Annotated in this window: 17 protein-coding genes and 1 other RNA gene; 14 read left to right on the forward strand and 4 right to left on the reverse strand. The window is 60.5% G+C overall.

The window, feature by feature from the left end:
* Positions 1 to 3 precede the first annotated feature (3 nt).
* Together QN397_RS12545 and gyrA are read right to left on the reverse strand one after the other, a co-directional pair.
* Complete coding sequence (locus QN397_RS12545; RefSeq protein ID WP_323497375.1) at positions 4 to 591, reverse strand: hypothetical protein; 588 nt, start codon at positions 589 to 591, stop codon at positions 4 to 6.
* The gene (gene gyrA, locus QN397_RS12550) at positions 584 to 3,232 is read right to left on the reverse strand and encodes a DNA gyrase subunit A (RefSeq protein ID WP_323501004.1); all 2,649 of its coding nucleotides are present in this window, start codon (positions 3,230 to 3,232) and stop codon (positions 584 to 586) included. Before gyrA ends, QN397_RS12545 begins: the two co-directional genes overlap by 8 nt.
* A gap of 224 nt (positions 3,233 to 3,456) precedes the next feature.
* On the opposite strand from gyrA, the gene ompA reads away from it, so the two are divergent.
* From ompA to QN397_RS12615, 13 genes are all read left to right on the forward strand, one after another.
* Positions 3,457 to 4,110, forward strand: coding sequence for an outer membrane protein OmpA (ompA, locus tag QN397_RS12555; protein ID WP_323497373.1), 654 nt, complete (start codon positions 3,457 to 3,459; stop codon positions 4,108 to 4,110).
* 91 nt (positions 4,111 to 4,201) lie between these two features.
* A complete protein-coding gene (gene ubiG / locus QN397_RS12560; protein ID WP_323497372.1) occupies positions 4,202 to 4,924 on the forward strand; it encodes a bifunctional 2-polyprenyl-6-hydroxyphenol methylase/3-demethylubiquinol 3-O-methyltransferase UbiG in 723 nt (240 codons plus the stop codon).
* On the forward strand, positions 4,924 to 5,601 hold the full coding sequence (locus tag QN397_RS12565; protein WP_323497371.1) for an HAD-IA family hydrolase: 678 nt from the start codon (positions 4,924 to 4,926) through the stop codon (positions 5,599 to 5,601). The genes ubiG and QN397_RS12565 overlap by 1 nt, the downstream gene beginning before the upstream one ends.
* 12 nt (positions 5,602 to 5,613) lie before the next feature.
* Positions 5,614 to 6,000, forward strand: a transfer-messenger RNA (tmRNA) gene (gene ssrA, locus QN397_RS12570).
* Between the two features lie 171 nt (positions 6,001 to 6,171).
* Positions 6,172 to 7,407, forward strand: a complete 1,236-nt coding sequence (locus QN397_RS12575; RefSeq protein WP_323501005.1) for a tyrosine-type recombinase/integrase — start codon at positions 6,172 to 6,174, stop codon at positions 7,405 to 7,407.
* A 572-nt stretch (positions 7,408 to 7,979) separates the two neighbouring features.
* Entirely contained in the window at positions 7,980 to 8,774 is a 795-nt protein-coding gene (locus QN397_RS12580) for a hypothetical protein (protein ID WP_323501006.1), read from the forward strand.
* Between the two features lie 146 nt (positions 8,775 to 8,920).
* Positions 8,921 to 9,133: an AlpA family phage regulatory protein gene (locus tag QN397_RS12585; RefSeq protein WP_323501007.1), complete on the forward strand. Its 213-nt coding sequence runs from the start codon at positions 8,921 to 8,923 to the stop codon at positions 9,131 to 9,133.
* A complete protein-coding gene (locus QN397_RS12590; RefSeq protein WP_323501008.1) occupies positions 9,130 to 9,336 on the forward strand; it encodes a hypothetical protein in 207 nt (68 codons plus the stop codon). Before QN397_RS12585 ends, QN397_RS12590 begins: the two co-directional genes overlap by 4 nt.
* A complete protein-coding gene (locus QN397_RS12595) occupies positions 9,333 to 10,193 on the forward strand; it encodes a hypothetical protein (protein WP_323501009.1) in 861 nt (286 codons plus the stop codon). Before QN397_RS12590 ends, QN397_RS12595 begins: the two co-directional genes overlap by 4 nt.
* Positions 10,190 to 11,548, forward strand: coding sequence for a replicative DNA helicase (locus QN397_RS12600; RefSeq protein ID WP_323501010.1), 1,359 nt, complete (start codon positions 10,190 to 10,192; stop codon positions 11,546 to 11,548). Before QN397_RS12595 ends, QN397_RS12600 begins: the two co-directional genes overlap by 4 nt.
* Entirely contained in the window at positions 11,545 to 11,853 is a 309-nt protein-coding gene (locus tag QN397_RS12605; protein WP_323501011.1) for a hypothetical protein, read from the forward strand. Before QN397_RS12600 ends, QN397_RS12605 begins: the two co-directional genes overlap by 4 nt.
* Complete coding sequence (locus tag QN397_RS12610) at positions 11,850 to 12,554, forward strand: hypothetical protein (protein WP_323501012.1); 705 nt, start codon at positions 11,850 to 11,852, stop codon at positions 12,552 to 12,554. The genes QN397_RS12605 and QN397_RS12610 overlap by 4 nt, the downstream gene beginning before the upstream one ends.
* A 171-nt stretch (positions 12,555 to 12,725) precedes the next feature.
* Complete coding sequence (locus QN397_RS12615; RefSeq protein WP_323501013.1) at positions 12,726 to 13,451, forward strand: hypothetical protein; 726 nt, start codon at positions 12,726 to 12,728, stop codon at positions 13,449 to 13,451.
* Between the two features lie 84 nt (positions 13,452 to 13,535).
* Here the strand turns inward: QN397_RS12615 and QN397_RS12620 are convergent, their stop codons facing one another.
* Positions 13,536 to 14,375 (reverse strand): hypothetical protein, encoded by an 840-nt coding sequence (locus QN397_RS12620; RefSeq protein ID WP_323501014.1) that lies wholly within the window; start codon positions 14,373 to 14,375, stop codon positions 13,536 to 13,538.
* A 202-nt stretch (positions 14,376 to 14,577) separates the two neighbouring features.
* Between QN397_RS12620 and QN397_RS12625 the strand changes: the two genes are divergently transcribed.
* The gene (locus QN397_RS12625; protein ID WP_323501015.1) at positions 14,578 to 14,898 is read left to right on the forward strand and encodes a hypothetical protein; all 321 of its coding nucleotides are present in this window, start codon (positions 14,578 to 14,580) and stop codon (positions 14,896 to 14,898) included.
* A gap of 117 nt (positions 14,899 to 15,015) precedes the next feature.
* On the opposite strand, the gene QN397_RS12630 is transcribed toward QN397_RS12625, so the two are convergent.
* Positions 15,016 to 15,990 (reverse strand): IS5 family transposase (locus QN397_RS12630; protein ID WP_323501016.1); only part of this gene is annotated, 975 nt, incomplete at its 5' end.

Raw genomic sequence — 15,990 nt, forward strand, 5'->3', positions numbered from 1 at the left:
TGATTACTTCTTGGCAGGCGCTTTGGCGGGTGGCGCAGGGCGGCTGGCGGCCGGTGCAGCGCCTCCGACCGGAGCACCCAGAGCCTTGGCGACGTTCTCGTCGAGCGTCTTCATCTTCGGCTCGATGGTCGAACGCGTTTCTGCAACCAGCTTTTCGGTCAGCGCGGTCTGCATCTTCGGATTCAGTTCCTGGTACTTCTTGCTCAACGGCGAGCTGATCCAGGCGACCAGTTGCTTCAGCTCGTCGGCGGTAAAACTCTGGTCCATGAGGGGGCCGAGCGCGTCAGGGGCGAGTGCGACGGCCTTGTCGCGCACGATGGGGTACGACTCGTCGAAATACTTTTTGAGCTCGGCATCGGCAGCCTTTGCGGCAGCCTCGCGCTTGTCGGCGGGCACCTGAGTTTGAAGGTAAGCGGAACCGGCCTGAGCGATTGGGGCACTCGACTGTTCGACCAAACCGCGCGCAAGCGATTCGATTCCGGGGCGTTGCAGCTCGATGAACTGCTTAATGAGCGGCGCCTTGTCCTGGGCCATGGCCATGGAACTGGCGGCCAGCGCCGTGGTCAGCAGCGCAAGTTTGAATTTATTCACTGGGATTCTCCGTTGAAGATGAGGAAGTGTCGTCGGTGCCGGGCTCGAGCTCGGCCACGGCATCGTTTTCGACGATGCGTTGTAGACCGCTGAGTTTGGCGCCTTCATCGAGGCCGATCAGCGTGACGCCTTGCGTCGCGCGACCGAGTTCGCGAATTTCGGCGACACGGGTGCGAACGAGCACGCCCTTGTCGGTAATGAGCATGATTTCGTCGTCCGCGTGCACCAGAGTGGCGGCAACCACCTTGCCGTTGCGCTCGCTCTGTTGAATCGCAATCATGCCTTTGGTTCCGCGACCATGACGCGTGTATTCGGTAATGCTTGTGCGCTTTCCGTAACCATTCGCTGTTGCCGTCAGCACGCTTTGTTGCTCGTCTTCCGCCACCAACATGGCGATAACGCCCTGGCCGTCTTCGAGCATCATGCCGCGCACACCGCGTGCATTGCGGCCCATCGGGCGCACGTCGTTTTCGTCGAAGCGAACCGCTTTGCCGCCGTCTGAGAAAAGCATGACGTCGTGCTTGCCGTCTGTCAGTGCGGCGCCGACCAGATAGTCGCCCGGATCGAGGTCGACGGCAATGATGCCGGCCTTGCGCGGGTTGCTGAACTCGTCGAGCGTTGTCTTCTTGACCGTTCCCATCGAGGTCGACATAAAGACGTATTGATCGGCAGGGAAGGTGCGCTTTTCGCCGGTCAGCGCCAGCACGACGTTGATTTTTTCGCCTTCTTGCAGCGGGAACATGTTGACGATCGGTCGTCCGCGCGACCCGCGTGAACCTGCCGGGACTTCCCAGACCTTGAGCCAGTACAGTCGGCCGCGGTTCGAGAAGCACAGGATGTAGTCGTGTGTGTTGGCGATGAAGAGCTGGTCGATCCAGTCGTCCTCTTTCGTCGCCGTGGCCTGCTTGCCGCGGCCGCCACGCTTCTGGGCCCGGTACTCGCCGAGAGGCTGGCTCTTTATATAGCCGCTGTGCGAAAGCGTAACCACCATGTCGGTGGGCGTGATCAGGTCTTCGGTCGACAGGTCGAAAGCGCTGTGCTCGATCTGGCTGCGGCGCGCGCCGAGCTTGGTCTGTCCGAATTCCTGTTTGATGGTCGCCAGTTCGTCGCCAATGATGGTCGAAACGCGTTCTGGCTTGGCCAGAATGTCGAGCAGGTCGTCAATCTCGGACATCACTTCTTTGTACTCGGAGACGATCTTGTCCTGCTCGAGGCCGGTCAGGCGCTGCAGGCGCATTTGCAGGATTTCCTGGGCCTGCGTTTCAGACAGCCGGTACAGACCGTCGCCGCCTATGCCGAACTCGGCCTCCAGCCCGTCAGGCCGATAGTCGTCGGCGTTGATCACACCGCCGTCGGCGCGTGTGCGGGTGAGCATTTCGCGCACGAGCTTGCTGTCCCACGGGCGCGCCATCAGCTCGGACTTGGCCACCGGCGGCGTTGGCGCATTGCGGATGATCGCAATAAATTCGTCGATGTTCGCGAGTGCGACGGCAAGGCCTTCCAGCACATGGCCGCGTTCGCGGGCTTTGCGCAAGGTGTAGACGGTGCGGCGCGTTACCACTTCGCGGCGGTGCGTCAGGAAGACCTCGATCAAATCCTTCAAGCTGCACAGCTTGGGCTGACCGTCGATCAGCGCGACCATGTTGATCCCGAAAGTGTCCTGTAGCTGGGTCTGCTTGTAGAGGTTGTTCAGCACGACCTCCGGCACTTCACCCCGCTTGAGCTCGATCACCAGCCGCATGCCCGACTTGTCGGATTCGTCCTGGATGTGGCTGATGCCTTCGATCTTCTTCTCGTGGACCAGCTCGGCCATGCGCTCCTGAAGCGTCTTCTTGTTCACTTGGTAAGGCAGCTCGTCGACGATGATCGACTGCCGCTGACCGCGGTCGATGTCCTCGAAGTGGCAGCGGGCGCGCATCACGACCTTGCCGCGTCCGGTGCGGTACCCGTCCTTGATGCCGTTGATGCCGTAGATGATCCCGGCGGTAGGGAAGTCGGGTCCCGGAATGATCTCCATCAGTTCGTCGATCGAGGCGGTCGGATTGCGCAGCAAATGCAGGCAGGCGTCGACCACTTCGTTCAGGTTATGCGGAGGGATGTTGGTGGCCATACCCACTGCAATTCCGCCGGCGCCATTGACCAGCAAATTGGGTAGCTTGCTCGGCAGAACAGCAGGCTCTCTTTCGGAGCCATCGTAATTGTCCTGAAAATCGATCGTTTCCTTGTCGATATCGGCCAGCATTTCGTGCGCAATTTTTGCGAGCCGAATTTCGGTATATCGCATTGCCGCGGCCATATCGCCGTCGACCGATCCGAAATTACCTTGGCCGTCGACCAGCATGTGGCGCATCGAAAAGTTCTGCGCCATGCGAACGATGGTGTCGTAGACCGACTGGTCGCCATGCGGATGGTACTTGCCGATGACGTCGCCGACGATACGGGCCGACTTCTTGTACGGCCGGTTCCAGTCGTTGTTGAGTTCGTGCATCGCGAAGAGCACGCGTCGATGCACTGGTTTGAGGCCGTCGCGCGCATCGGGCAGTGCGCGACCGACGATCACGCTCATCGCGTAATCCAGGTAGCTGCGGCGCATCTCCTCTTCGAGACTAATAGGTAAGGTTTCTTTGGCGAACGAGGTCATGGGTGGCACGCAGACAGCAAGGAGGCGAAATTTTACGCTTCAAGGGGTGTCGCACCGCCGCAACACAAGGCGGCTATTCGGCCTCTGTCCTACGATTCCAAGGGCGCCAGCGAGCTGTTTGCCAAAGACCCTATGGCACAATCGCCTCAACGTTTTGGGTGGTGGTCACTTAAAACGTCCTTGATTCGCAGCGCGGCTGCGGCTTTTTCCCCAAGAGGAGAACCATGAAGAAACTGAATAAAGTGGCGATGACGTTTGCAGTCGCTGCGCTCGCCACGGCCGCCGGCGCGCAGACGCGTGTTACCGCTGCTGATGGTGGTGCCGTGATCGACAACTGGCAAAACAGCACGAACGAACTGGTGTGGAAGAACGGCACCAACGAACTCTGCTGGCGCGATGCCAACTGGACGCCCGCAACGGCTGCCGAGGGTTGCGATGGCGCGCTCGTCCCCGCTGCCCCTCCTGTTGCTGGCGTCGTGCCCGCAGCGCCTGGCGCAGCTCCGGCTCCGCCGGCCGTTGCCGCATCGAAGGTTACCTTCGCTGCTGATGCATTCTTCGACTTCGACAAGTCGGTCCTGAAGCCTGAAGGTCGCGCCAAGCTGACCGACCTGGTCTCCAAGATCCGTGGCGTCAATCTCGAAGTGATCATCGCTGTCGGTCACACCGACTCGATCGGCACCGTGCCTTACAACCAGCGTCTGTCGGTTCGCCGCGCCGAAGCTGTCAAGGCATTCCTGGTCTCCCAAGGTATCGAACGCAACCGCGTTTACACCGAAGGCAAGGGCGAGTCGCAACCTGTTGCTGACAACAAGACCAAAGAAGGTCGCGCCAAGAACCGCCGCGTGGAAATCGAAGTGGTCGGTACCCGCGCCAACTGATTCGAAAGAATCGGCTGAAAACGAACCCCGCCTTGGCGGGGTTTTTTTTATGCCTGACGGCCACACGTTTGTGCCGCTTCATAATCTGGTTATGACCGAAACAGTGAATGCCGATCCCGCCGAACTCGCCAAATTCTCGGAGCTCGCGCACCGTTGGTGGGATTTGGAGAGCGAATTCAAACCGCTTCACGAAATCAATCCATTGCGACTCGAATGGATCGATGCAATCGTGCCCGTTGGCGGCAAGCGAGTCCTGGATGTCGGCTGTGGAGGTGGAATTCTTGCCGACTCGATGGCCCGCAAAGGGGCGGATGTGCTTGGCGTCGATCTTGCCGAAAAGGCACTCAAAGTCGCCCAATTGCATGCGTTGGAAGCCGGTACCCGAAGCGTCCAGTACCGGGAAGTCAGCGCCGAGGCGCTCGCGGCAGAACAGCCGGGCGCCTTCGATGTCGTGACGTGCATGGAAATGCTGGAGCATGTGCCTGAACCCGGCTCGGTCGTGCAAGCCTGCGCCAACTTGGTAAAGCCGGGCGGCTGGGTCTTTTTCTCTACGATCAACCGCAGTCCGAAGTCTTTCCTGTTCGCCATCGTAGGAGCCGAATATTTGCTGGGTTTGCTTCCCCGCGGCACGCACGAGTACCAGAAGATGATCCGCCCCAGCGAGTTGGCGGCACATTGCAGGGCGGCCGGGTTGGATCTCCGGCAGACGCGCGGCATGGAACACAACCCGCTGACCCGTCGCTATTGGCTCAGCGCCGACACAAGCGTGAACTACATGTTCGCTACGCAAAAGCCGTTGGCGGTTGCAGCCTGATGTTGACCAGCGATATCCAGGCCGTTTTGTTCGACCTGGACGGCACGTTGATCGACAGCGCGCCTGATCTCGGTGCTGCCGCTGATGAGATGCGCACCGACCGCGGCATGGCATCGATCCCATTGGAGCGATACCGCCCAATGGCGGGCGCCGGTGCCCGCGGCATGCTCGGTGTGGCCTTCGACATCACACCGGACGCGATGGAGTTTCTTACCTTGAGGGAAGAGTTTTTCGTCAAGTACGAAAACCGGATGCTGAGGAACACGCTGGCTTTCGACGGGGTGCCCGAGCTCATCGCAGCGCTGACATTTGGAGGCGTTCCCTGGGGCGTCGTGACCAACAAGTCGGCGCGCTTTACCGGTCCTCTCACCGGCGCGATGCCATTGTTCGCAACTGCGGGTGCTGTCGTCAGCGGTGACACCACGCCGTTCTCCAAGCCGCATCCGGAGCCATTGTTCGAAGCGGCCCGTCGATTGGGGGTAGACCCGGCTGCATGCGTGTATGTGGGCGACGATGAGCGCGACATCGTCGCAGGCCGCGCTGCGGGAATGTGGACGGTAGCGGCGACGTACGGTTATATGGGCGCGCAAGCTGACGTGACGCTTTGGCAGGCCGATGCCACCATCTCTTTTCCAATGGCGCTCCTGGCGCTCTTGCAGCGGGCGAATAAGGCCTAAAATACAATACTTGGGGCTGCACTGGTTTCGACGTGGGTTCGGAATCGCAGTGGTGCATGTCGAGCTGAATGCGCTCGTAAAACAGATTCAAACAAACTAACTGCAAACGACGAACGTTTCGCACTCGCCGCTTAATTGCCGGTGAGCTTTGCAACAGCAGGCCGATGGGCTGGGCAAGGGGGCTTTAGAGCAATCTAGAGCCTCCCGGCTGCAAAGATAATTACATGGGCTGGCTCCGATCCGGGTACCTTGGGTTGGGGCAAGAAAATAGGGTGCTGGCGGCCGGTGTAGCGTGCGACTGCGCGACATCGGTGGCGAGACTTAAATCAGATCGCTAAACATGTAGATCTGCGCGATGAAGGCTTGCGGACGGGGGTTCAAATCCCCCCAGCTCCACCATATATACGTACCGGACTGTACCGTAGCACATGAAATTCCGAAGGAAATCAATAACTTAGGATTTTTTCCTGCCGAGTTGGTGCCGTTCCATTTCGCACCAGCCCAGACAAAATGGGGGCAAGTCAGGGGGCATCATTCATAATGGGGCACCAGTCCTCTCGAAGATGCCCCATGTCACTTACCGACACCGCCGTCAGGCAAGCCAAGCCCATCGAGAAAGCGCGCCGCCTGGCCGATGCGCTTGGGCTTTACGTCGAGATTTCACCGGCAGGGGGCAAGTGGTGGCGGTGGAAATACCGATTTGGGGGCAAGGAGAAGCGACTCGCCCTCGGCACCTACCCGGAAGTGAGCCTCGCCGAAGCCCGCAACGAGCGCGACAAGGCTCGTGCTCTGCTCAAGGCCGGCACCGATCCTTCGGCAGCGAGAAAGCTCGGCAAGGCTCGCAGCTCGATCTCTACGGAGGCCAATTTCGAGGGCGTCGCCCGCGAGTGGCACACGATGAAGGCGACCGGTTGGGCGGAATCTCATGCGAGCACCACGATCGCCCGACTGGAGAAAGATGTGTTCCCGTGGATCGGCAAAAGACCCATTCGGGAGATCGATCCGCCCGAGTTGCTCGTGGTGCTGCGGCGCGTCGAGGAAAGACTTGCGATCGAGACGGCACACCGCCTCAGGGAAATTTGCGGCCAGGTATTCCGATACGCGATCTCGACGGACCGGGCCACGCGCAATGCCGCCGCCGATCTTCAGGGAACGCTCCAGACCGCGGCGAGCGGCCATCACGCCGCGATCACCGATCCTGTGCAGGTCGCCGAGCTCGTGCGCAACATGCGTGGGTATCGCGGCTCGCCGGTGGTGCGCACCGCGCTGCAGTTTTCGGCGCTCACCTTCCAGCGGCCCGGCGAGGTCCGCGCAGCCACCTGGAGCGAGATCGACCTCGACGCCGGCCTGTGGACTATCCCAGCGGCGCGGATGAAGCGCGGGCTGAAGGAGAAGCTCAACGGCCAACCGCACCTGGTGCCCCTATCGACGCAGGCAGTCAAGCTGCTGCGCGAGCTGCACCCGCTAACTGGACACCGCGGTGGTGACGGCTGCGTGTTTCCTGGCGAGCGCGGGGAGGGGCGACCGCTGAGCGAAAACGGCGTGCGCATGGCACTTAGGACCTTGGGCTATGACAACGAAACCATGACGCCGCACGGTTTCCGAGCCATGGCTAGAACGATCCTCGACGAAGTGCTGAAGGAGCGCGTCGAATACATCGAGGCACAGCTTGCGCACACCGTCAAAGACCCACTCGGCCGCGCCTACAACCGCACGACGTTCTTGCCGGAGCGAATCGCCATGATGCAGCGCTGGGCCGACTTTCTCGATGCGCTCGCCCAGGGCGTGAAGCTGAAGGCGGCCTGATGGACGAGGCGCGGCCAAAAGATTCCAACGAGAGCGCGACAGCTTTCACGAAGACGGATCGCTGCATCCTCTGCGGCGGCGACGTCGGAAGTAGGACGGTCGACCACTGCCTGCCCCGCTCGGTTCTCTGGTCGACGATAGCCAGATTGCTTTGTGTTTGCTGTACGCGTCGGTTGCAACAGCGGCAGCAAGCTCGCCAAGACCCGGGTCGCGCTGCTGTCTCGACTGCACCGGAATCAGTAGTCGAAGGGGCAGGATGACGCTCGCGAGATGTACATGTAGGCGCGCCGCTACTTATGCCGGACGTCTTGAGTTCAATGCCGCTGTCGGCGAATCAGAAGTTAGCGCGGCGCGCAGGGACCAACTCAGGCTTGGCGAGACCCACTAGGAATTAGGCTTCATGGACGTGCCGCCGGAAGCTTCAGCGGCAGTGGGCAGTGTTGCAAAGTTTCAAGGGGTGATCAGGCCTCCATCATCAGTGCCGTGAGTACCGAGAAACTTACTGCCAATTTTTGAATTTGAAAAGTCCCAAGTCTTGCGCCTGAAATTTGCGCTTTCTAACACGCAGCACAATGCCGAAAATTTTTAAGCATCTCGACGATCAGGGGCGATTTCCCGCGCATCTGTTGCGGCGCAACCCCGAGGCCGAACTAGGCGCGGTGAAGTGGGATAGCAAAGAGCAGGAGCTGCTTTACGACATCGACAGCCTGGCGGATTCCGCCGTTCTTTTTTTCCGCGGTATTTACTCGATCGAGTCGCCGTATTTTGCATGTGGCAGGCTTCTCGAGCTGCCCTGGCATGCGGACTATGAGCCCGATTGCGGGGATGGCACTCAGAAGCCCATCGATGCCGAGCTTGAAGACATCGTCTCGACAATTTCCGAAGCTCGCTGTATGGCCGGAGAGCAATATCATCGGCTGACCTACCTTTTGAAGGAGTTGTCCAGCACCGCAAAAATGAAGGTTCAGAGCCTCGCGGTCGAAATGCTGCTCACGATCGACTCGTTGCTCGACGACCTTGAAAAGCAGTCTTTCGTCTCGGCGCTTTGCCAATTGAGCGAGGTCTACAAATACGTCTCTGAACTGACGGTGACCGCTCAGGACATCCTCGTCGAGTCGTCGAGCGATGCGTCGAAGCTCCTCTCGAAACTCGGAACTGACGCGCGCCACAAGGACATGCGTCGACTTCAGGAGTGGGTCGTGACGGAGTGCCGAGCACGAGCCTTCCCGAGCATGCACAAGGCATCGTTCACATTAGCAGACCAGGCAGTCGCCAAGGCTCGCGAGTTCGGGACCCGCCTTAGTCCCGAGCGCGCGCAAAAGACGGTCTATGACTGGCTTCGCAGCGCCGCTCGAGAAGGAAAATAGTCGTCTGCCGGCAGACGGGGACGCCTGCCGGAATGCGCAGTGCGTCTGCCGGCAGCCGCATCTATCGGCTCCGAAGCCGAAGAAGCACAGTCCTTTCCATACCGCAAGCAGCTCGATGCGCCGCGGGATAAATGGAGTGTGTTCATATGGAAAATTCGACTTCTCGGCTGTCGCGGATGATCCGGCCGCCACAAGCGCGGGCCCTGCTCGGCAACATCGGTAACACCACGCTGTGGCGCTGGGTCAACGAACGACCGGACTTCCCGCGGCCGACCAAGCTGAGCCAGAAGGTCACGGTGTTCAAGCTCGACGAGCTGATCGCTTGGCGTGACGCGCAAGGAAAGAAGGCGTCATCGTGAACTCCCTGACGCTGGAGGCACTTGCTGCCCAGGCGCTCGCCAAGCTTCGCGCTTCGTTCGCGCTCGAGGGCCACCAACTGCTCGTCGTTCGGAAATACTATGGCGTGCGGTACTACGAGGTGCGCCGCTGGGGCCAGGCTCGCACATTCACTGCGCTGCGCGACGTCCACGCTTTTAGGACGCAGATCGGCGGCGCGACATGAGCAGGTATCGCAAAATCGACCAGCGGATATGGAACGACGCGAAGTTCCGCGCGCTCGGCGACGAAGCGAAGTTGGTGTTCTTCATGCTGCTGACGCACCCCTCGGTGACGATGCTCGGCGCCATGCGGGCGACGACCGCCGGCCTGGCCGAAGAGCTTGGATGGAAGACCGAAGCCTTCCGCAAAGCCTTCGAGGAAGTCTTATCCAAGAGAATGGTGGAGCATGACCCGGACGCCCACCTCATCGCCCTGCCGAACTTCCTGAAGTACAACAAGCCCGAGTCACCCAACGTGGTGAAGTCTTGGAGTTCCGCGCTGGATCTGCTACCCGAGTGCAACCTTAAAACCCGCGTGGTTGCTCGTTCCAAAGTCTATGCCAAATCCATGAGCGAAGCCTTTGCCGAAGCCTTGCCGGAAGTCTTCGCTAAGACTATGCCGAATCAGGAGCAGGAGCAGGAGCAGGAGCAGGACCAGGAGAAAGAAGAGCCTACCGGCTCTGTCGGCAAAGTCGCCTCGCTGCTCTGCAGGACTCAGGCTGTGATCGATGCTTATCACGAGAAGCTTCCCGAACTGCCTCGGGTGAAGGTCCTGAGCGATGACCGCCGCAAAGCCGTCTCGAAGCTCTGGAAATTTGCCTTGACGTCGAAGAAGACTGACGGGACGCTGCGCGCCACCAACGTCGAGGAAGCGATCGCGTGGATCGGTGGCTATTTTGAAAGAGCACGCGACAACGACTTTGTGATGGGCCGGACCGGCCGTAGTGGTGAGCACGCGAGCTGGCAGGCCAGCATCGACTACCTGTGCAGCGAAAGGGGCATCCTCCAGGTTCTTGAGAAGACCGCCAGGGCGGCCGCATGAAGTGCGACCGTTTGCCGGAGCTGCCGCACAGCGCCGAAGCGCAAGACGCGATCATTGGCGCGTTGATGTCCGATGGCCCGGCCACCCAGTGGATCGGCGCCCTTGATGCGAGCGCCTTCTACGACTCGTTCAATGCCGCCGCCTTTCGGTCCATACAGGTCTTGTCGAACAGCGGCCGCCCCATCGACCCGATCGCCACGTACGAGCAGATGCGGTACGCAAATCCGGCGATCGACATCGGCGCCATGAAGACGCTGCATGAGCTGGCGAACTGGCGCGTCACCGAGAAGCAGTTTCGCAACTACGTGCGTATCGTGATCGATCACCAGCGCCTGCGCGAGCTGAACCATGTCGGCACCGAGATTGCAGCGCTGGGGCTAGCGCGCGACGATCCGGACAAACAAATCGATGCCGCACAGATGATGCTGGCCAAGCTGGCGATTAAAAAGGGCAAGCGCGAACCTGAGCACATCCACGTATCGCTTGAGTCGTACCTTGGGCTGCTGGCGGACATGAGCCAAGGCAAGAACCCAGCGATGCGCACTGGGCTAGGGGGGCTCGACCGCATCTTGAATGGCGGTGTACGCCGAGGTGAAATGATGGTGATCGGCGCTCGTCCGAAGCACGGCAAGACGGCGCTTGCCTTGGCGATGGCGCGCTTCATGGCCCGTGAGAACACAGTGCTTTTTCTCAGCCAAGAAATGGGCATCTCGCAGTTGATGCATCGACACACCGCGGCAATGGGCAACTTCGACCTTGCTGCCATCCTGCGCGCCGACCCGGCCGATCAGGCGATGTGGGAAGCGGTAGCGCAAGCCGCGTGCCGTCTCGGTGAGTTGCACCTGGTGCACGACGACCATCCCGCTCTTAATCTGCGCGACGTCCGGCGCAAAGCGATAAAGGTGAAGCGAGAGCATGGGCTCGGCATCATGTTCGTTGACTTCCTGCAGTTGATGGCCGGCGCTGGTGAGGAAAGCCGGAACCGCGAGCTCGACGTGATCGCTAATGGGATCAAGTCGTTGGCGATGGAGCTTGATATCGCGGTGGTCGTTTTGTCGCAGATGAGCCGAGAGGCAGACAAGATTTACGGGCGGCCCGCGATGACGCACCTGCGTGACTCAGGCGCGATCGAGGCTGCTGCCGACCAGGTCGCGTTGCTCTTTACTGACTGGGCCCACCCCATGAGCAAGCGCCAAGCCGCGATGCAGGGCTTCTCCGAGCTCGACGTGGTTGCGCATCGCAATGGTCCGCAGGGACTGGTGCCGCTTCGTTTCGTCGGGCGCTACCAACAGTTCAGCGACTGGACGGACCCAAAGCCAACCCGCAGCGGCAAAGCAGCAGGAGACTTCGAATGAACGCGACGAACGACTGGGGAGCAAAGGCAAGAGAGCTCCTGGCAGACCGCGGGATCGTGGTTCCGGTGGCGAAGGCATTTGAGCTCGTCGACGCGCCGGCGATCGCAGTGCCCGATCTGCGACCGATCTTCGATCGCTTGATGGAAGCAGCTATGGTCGTATGCGACCACCACAAAGACGGCGTCGACGCTCGTGCAGAAATGGAGCGCAACTGTCGAGGACTTATGCCCCGCTTGCAGGCCGACTTGTTCGACCACTTTCAACAGGTTTTGCTCGCCGCAAACGCCTCGGCTGCCTGGTCGTGAATGCAAGCGACAAGCGAAATGATCCGCCGCGCCACGCTCGTTTGCGTATCTACGTGGACTTTGATTGTGTGGATACCTTGGCAGCGCCGTTGACCACGAATTCGCAGGCAGTTCATGGCCATGAAGTCTCAGCGATTTCCACTGATAACTTAGTCAACGCTAAGGGGCCTGAGCAGCCACTTCGATGTCGTCAAGTCACAGGTATCGCGCGCACGCATGCGCGCAAGCCCCCAGTTTATCGTTCCGAGACGGTGGTGACCGCAATCATTTATCGCATTGCATGTGGCGAAGTACTCAGTCGAATTTGCGCTAACGCCGGCATGCCAAGTAGCAAAACTTTCTTCGAATGGATCAAATCCAGTCACGAAATTCGAAGCCGCTATGAGGTGGCGCTGGAACTGCGAGTTCACGCTTACATGGAAGACACCATCGCGATCGCCGACGACAGCCAGCACGACACGTACCGCGACAAGGGCGGCAACATTCGCATGAACTTTGAAAGGATCGCGCGTGCGAAGCTCAGAATTGACGCGCGGATGTGGTACGCCACCAAGATCTCGCCGAAGAAGTACGGCAGGCGCGCGCAAATTGAAGGCAATCTTTACATTCGACTCACGCCCGCTGAAATCGACCTGCGGGTGGCCGCATTGCTCCGGAAGGCGACAAATGATACTGACGCCGCAGGTGCCGCGCTATCGTGATGGTGGGCCTTGGTCGCTGTGCATGTTGTGCGCATAACCAACATTTCGTCGCCCGACGTCACGACTGAATCTACCGAGTTCGCAGCGCTGGTCCTGAATCGCATTTCCATACCGAAGGAGCAAGGTCACCAATGGGTCGAGCCTGCCAAAAGTCTCCGAGCGTACTGAGCCGTGTGCCATAGGTCAGAGCTTCCTCGATCGGGGTATGTCAAAGCCAACGGCGACGGCACCTACAGCGGGCTGCTGGGCGTCATGTACCCGCTCATCGGCGAGGCACGCATCGCCGAGCGCCAGGCGCTGTACGAGCGCGCCGGCCAGAAGATCTCGCACGACCAAGCCCTGGGCGAAGTGGTCAACGACATGCTGGGCAACCGCATCGTCGAGCCGTCTTTCTGGAGCTACGTCGCCAAGAAGAACCTCGGCGTGTTCCAGCGGCTGGCCACGGTCGTCAAAGCCACGCTCGCGCGCATCACCGATGGCGGCGCAGCCTACGGCACGACCAACAGCTCCAAGCCTTTCTGGCTCACGCTCAAGCAGGCGAAGGATGCCAACGGCCACATCGACCGTGCGCTGTCCAAGTACCTCGATGACACGACCGCCGCGAAGGTGAACGTCGAAGCCGAGCACATGGCAAAACAGACGGCGGAAGAAAAGAAGCCGAAGCCGGAGGAATCGACTGGCCGAAAGAATCTCGCGACTGAGCTGTGCACCCATGAAGTGCCGCTTCACATGATCAAACTTTCTGAGGATGTTCCGCAGTTCAAGGAGGGATCGAACGCGCAGGGCGTCGTCGAGCCACTGGGCGGCAAATTTGACCGCCGCGGCGTCGCGCCGATCCATCTCTGGAAGCGGATGAATGGCGACCTCGAAGTCATTAGCGGGCGGACATCGCACTGACCTTGCGCGCCGCACCGGCGAAAAACCATTTCTGCCCAGATTCATCATGAAGCCGACGGCTTCACCGCAGATTACGCGGGCGCGCTAGATTCGATCCTCAACATCCGCGATGGACAAGGAAAGGTAAAAGACTATGTCAATTTCTCCAAGCACACCGGCATCTGCAAGTCCGAAGCCGAAGAGCAAGGACTCACAGCCCGAGCACTGGGCAAAAAAGCTTACGCCATCGCAAGCGATGGAAGTTATTCGCTCCTTGCCGCGCATCGTTCCGGCGAAGTCACTGACGAAGTCGCCATCGCAGGAGCCGCCCCTCAAGACGAGCGACTCCAAGCCGTAGGCATCCGCGCGCTGGCCGATGGGAAGACCATCGCCCAGGCCGCCAACCTGGTGCGCGCTGTGAAGCTCATGGCGAGCGAACGCCCCGACAGCACCGGCGATATGTTCGGCTTCGACGACAGCGGCATGCGCCAGGCCGAAGCGATGGCCAAAGCCGCAACCACGCACCAGCGCGATCTGCAGACGCGCATCGCAGCGATCAGCGGTGCCGCCAAGCGCCCGGACATCGCCAAGCAAGAGGGCATCAAGGTCGGCGACAGTGCGGCCATTCAGCGCCGGGTGGACGAGCTCAAGGCACAAAAAGCCGCATGGGATAACTGGACCACCAACCCCGACCTGGTGGCAAAGAACCGCGCGGATCTGTCGGAAGAAAAGCCGGCGCTCGACAGCTGCACCCCGGCCGAAGCTGCAGCCAAAGAAGAGCGCGAAGCGGCTGCCACGCGCGCCGAAGGCAAGGCATCGAGCGATGGTCAGGCCAAGCTGAAGGCCGATGCGGAAGTCGGCGACTTCGACCTGATGGGAAGCGATCGCACAGCCGACGCCGACCCCAACGAGGATGCGATGTTCAGCGTGAAGCAGGGCGAGCACGGCAGCGAGATGGACCCCGCGCACGTCATCCCCCCGGACGTGCTGAAGGAAGCCCAGGATCTGATCGACAAGCAGCCGCCGAAGGCCGAAGCCGTGTCACTGCTCAACAAGAGTCAGCCGAGCATGGCCAAGCGCCAACTCGCGCCAACTCGCGCCCAAGCTCGCCCTGGCCGAAGCGGCGAAGCCTGCGTTCGACGCGACGGTGACCCGCATCGCCAAAGGACTCGACGGCAAGCCGAACCTGGCCAGCGTCAAGGGCGGCGAGCGCCCGCTCGAAAAGCATGTACGGGACAATGGCAGCGACTCCGAGCGAATGAAAGACCTGGTGCGCGGATCTGTCGTCGTCGAGCATATGAGCCAGGTCGCCGAAGCGCTGGCCAAGATCAAGGAAAACTTCGAGATCTACGGCAAGGTGAAGGACCGCTTCACCAACCCGCTGCCGTCAGGCTATCGAGACATCCCGGTCAACGTGAAGCTGCCGGGCGGCGTCGTCAGCGAGATCTTAGGAGGCGCTGAACATTGAGCATCGCAGCGCAAGTTGACGACATCGCAACGCGATGCGCCGTCAAGATCGCCCGATGTCACCGTTTTGGGCGTTCACGGCGATCGTTTTGACCTCTTTCGAGGCCGCTTTCCGCATTCAAGACGCACCTCGGGCATAACAGTCCAACAGCGACCTCTTGGCGATGACCAGATTGGCCAGACCGAACAAGCTCAACAGCTGTGCCGTGTTCTTGGCCAGCCCCTTGCAGCGCGCCTTCCTGTGACCAAACAGGTTCTTGACCACATGGAACGGATGCTCGACCTTGGCGCGGATGCTCGCCTTCATCTTCTCCGCCCGCTCGGCCAAGTACTGAGGCTCGATGAATTCATTGAGCTTGCGATGCCTGCCACGGCGCATGGCCACGTGCCAGATCGGTCCTTGCGCTTCAGCTCGCTTGTGCACGCCCTGATAGCCAGCGTCCCCGAAGGCCGCATGCTCCTCGCCGTGCAGCAGCGCCCCAGCAACGTTGATGTCGCTTGTGTTGGCTGCCGTGCCAATCACCGTGTGGACCAGGCCCGACTGCGCGTCGACACCGATGTGCGCCTTCATTCCAAGATGCCATTGATTGCCCTTCTTGGTCTGATGCATCTCCGGGTCGCGCGTGTGGTCTGCGTTCTTGGTCGAGCTTGGAGCCGCGATGATGGTGGCGTCCACGATGGTGCCGGCACGCATCAAAAGGCCCTGCTCGGCAAGGTGCGCGTTGATCTCTTCGAACAGGGCCTTGGTGAGGTCGTTGTCCAGCAGCAGGCGCCTGAACTTGAGCAACGTGGTGGCGTCAGGCACCGATTCGCGCGACAGGTCGATGCCCACAAAGTCGCGCAGAGCCTGGCTGTCGTACAGCGCGTCTTCCAGCGCTTCGTCGGCCAGGCCGTACCACTGCTGCAGGCAATACATGCGCAGCATCCTGGGCACGCCGATCGGCTGACGGCCTACACGTCCACTGGTCGGATACAGCGGCTCGATCACGGCAATCAAGCGGCTCCAGGGCACGACGCGCTCCATCTCGGCAAGAAACTTCTCGCGGCGCGTTCGCTTCTTCTTCAATGCGTACTCGGCGCTGGCAAAGCTGCG

Source organism: Variovorax sp. RTB1 (genome assembly GCF_035018765.1).
Taxonomy (GTDB): domain Bacteria; phylum Pseudomonadota; class Gammaproteobacteria; order Burkholderiales; family Burkholderiaceae_C; genus Variovorax.

Excerpts from the sequence above, each read along its gene's own strand:
- ubiG (WP_323497372.1), top strand. The coding sequence starts at position 4,202 with ATGACCGAAACAGTGAATGCCGATCCCGCCGAACTCGCCAAATTCTCG.
- QN397_RS12580 (WP_323501006.1), top strand. The coding sequence starts at position 7,980 with ATGCCGAAAATTTTTAAGCATCTCGACGATCAGGGGCGATTTCCCGCG.
- QN397_RS12595 (WP_323501009.1), top strand. The coding sequence starts at position 9,333 with ATGAGCAGGTATCGCAAAATCGACCAGCGGATATGGAACGACGCGAAG.
- QN397_RS12605 (WP_323501011.1), top strand. The coding sequence starts at position 11,545 with ATGAACGCGACGAACGACTGGGGAGCAAAGGCAAGAGAGCTCCTGGCA.
- gyrA (WP_323501004.1), bottom strand. The coding sequence starts at position 3,232 with ATGACCTCGTTCGCCAAAGAAACCTTACCTATTAGTCTCGAAGAGGAG.
- QN397_RS12600 (WP_323501010.1), top strand. The coding sequence starts at position 10,190 with ATGAAGTGCGACCGTTTGCCGGAGCTGCCGCACAGCGCCGAAGCGCAA.
- QN397_RS12575 (WP_323501005.1), top strand. The coding sequence starts at position 6,172 with ATGTCACTTACCGACACCGCCGTCAGGCAAGCCAAGCCCATCGAGAAA.
- ompA (WP_323497373.1), top strand. The coding sequence starts at position 3,457 with ATGAAGAAACTGAATAAAGTGGCGATGACGTTTGCAGTCGCTGCGCTC.
- QN397_RS12565 (WP_323497371.1), top strand. The coding sequence starts at position 4,924 with ATGTTGACCAGCGATATCCAGGCCGTTTTGTTCGACCTGGACGGCACG.
- QN397_RS12585 (WP_323501007.1), top strand. The coding sequence starts at position 8,921 with ATGGAAAATTCGACTTCTCGGCTGTCGCGGATGATCCGGCCGCCACAA.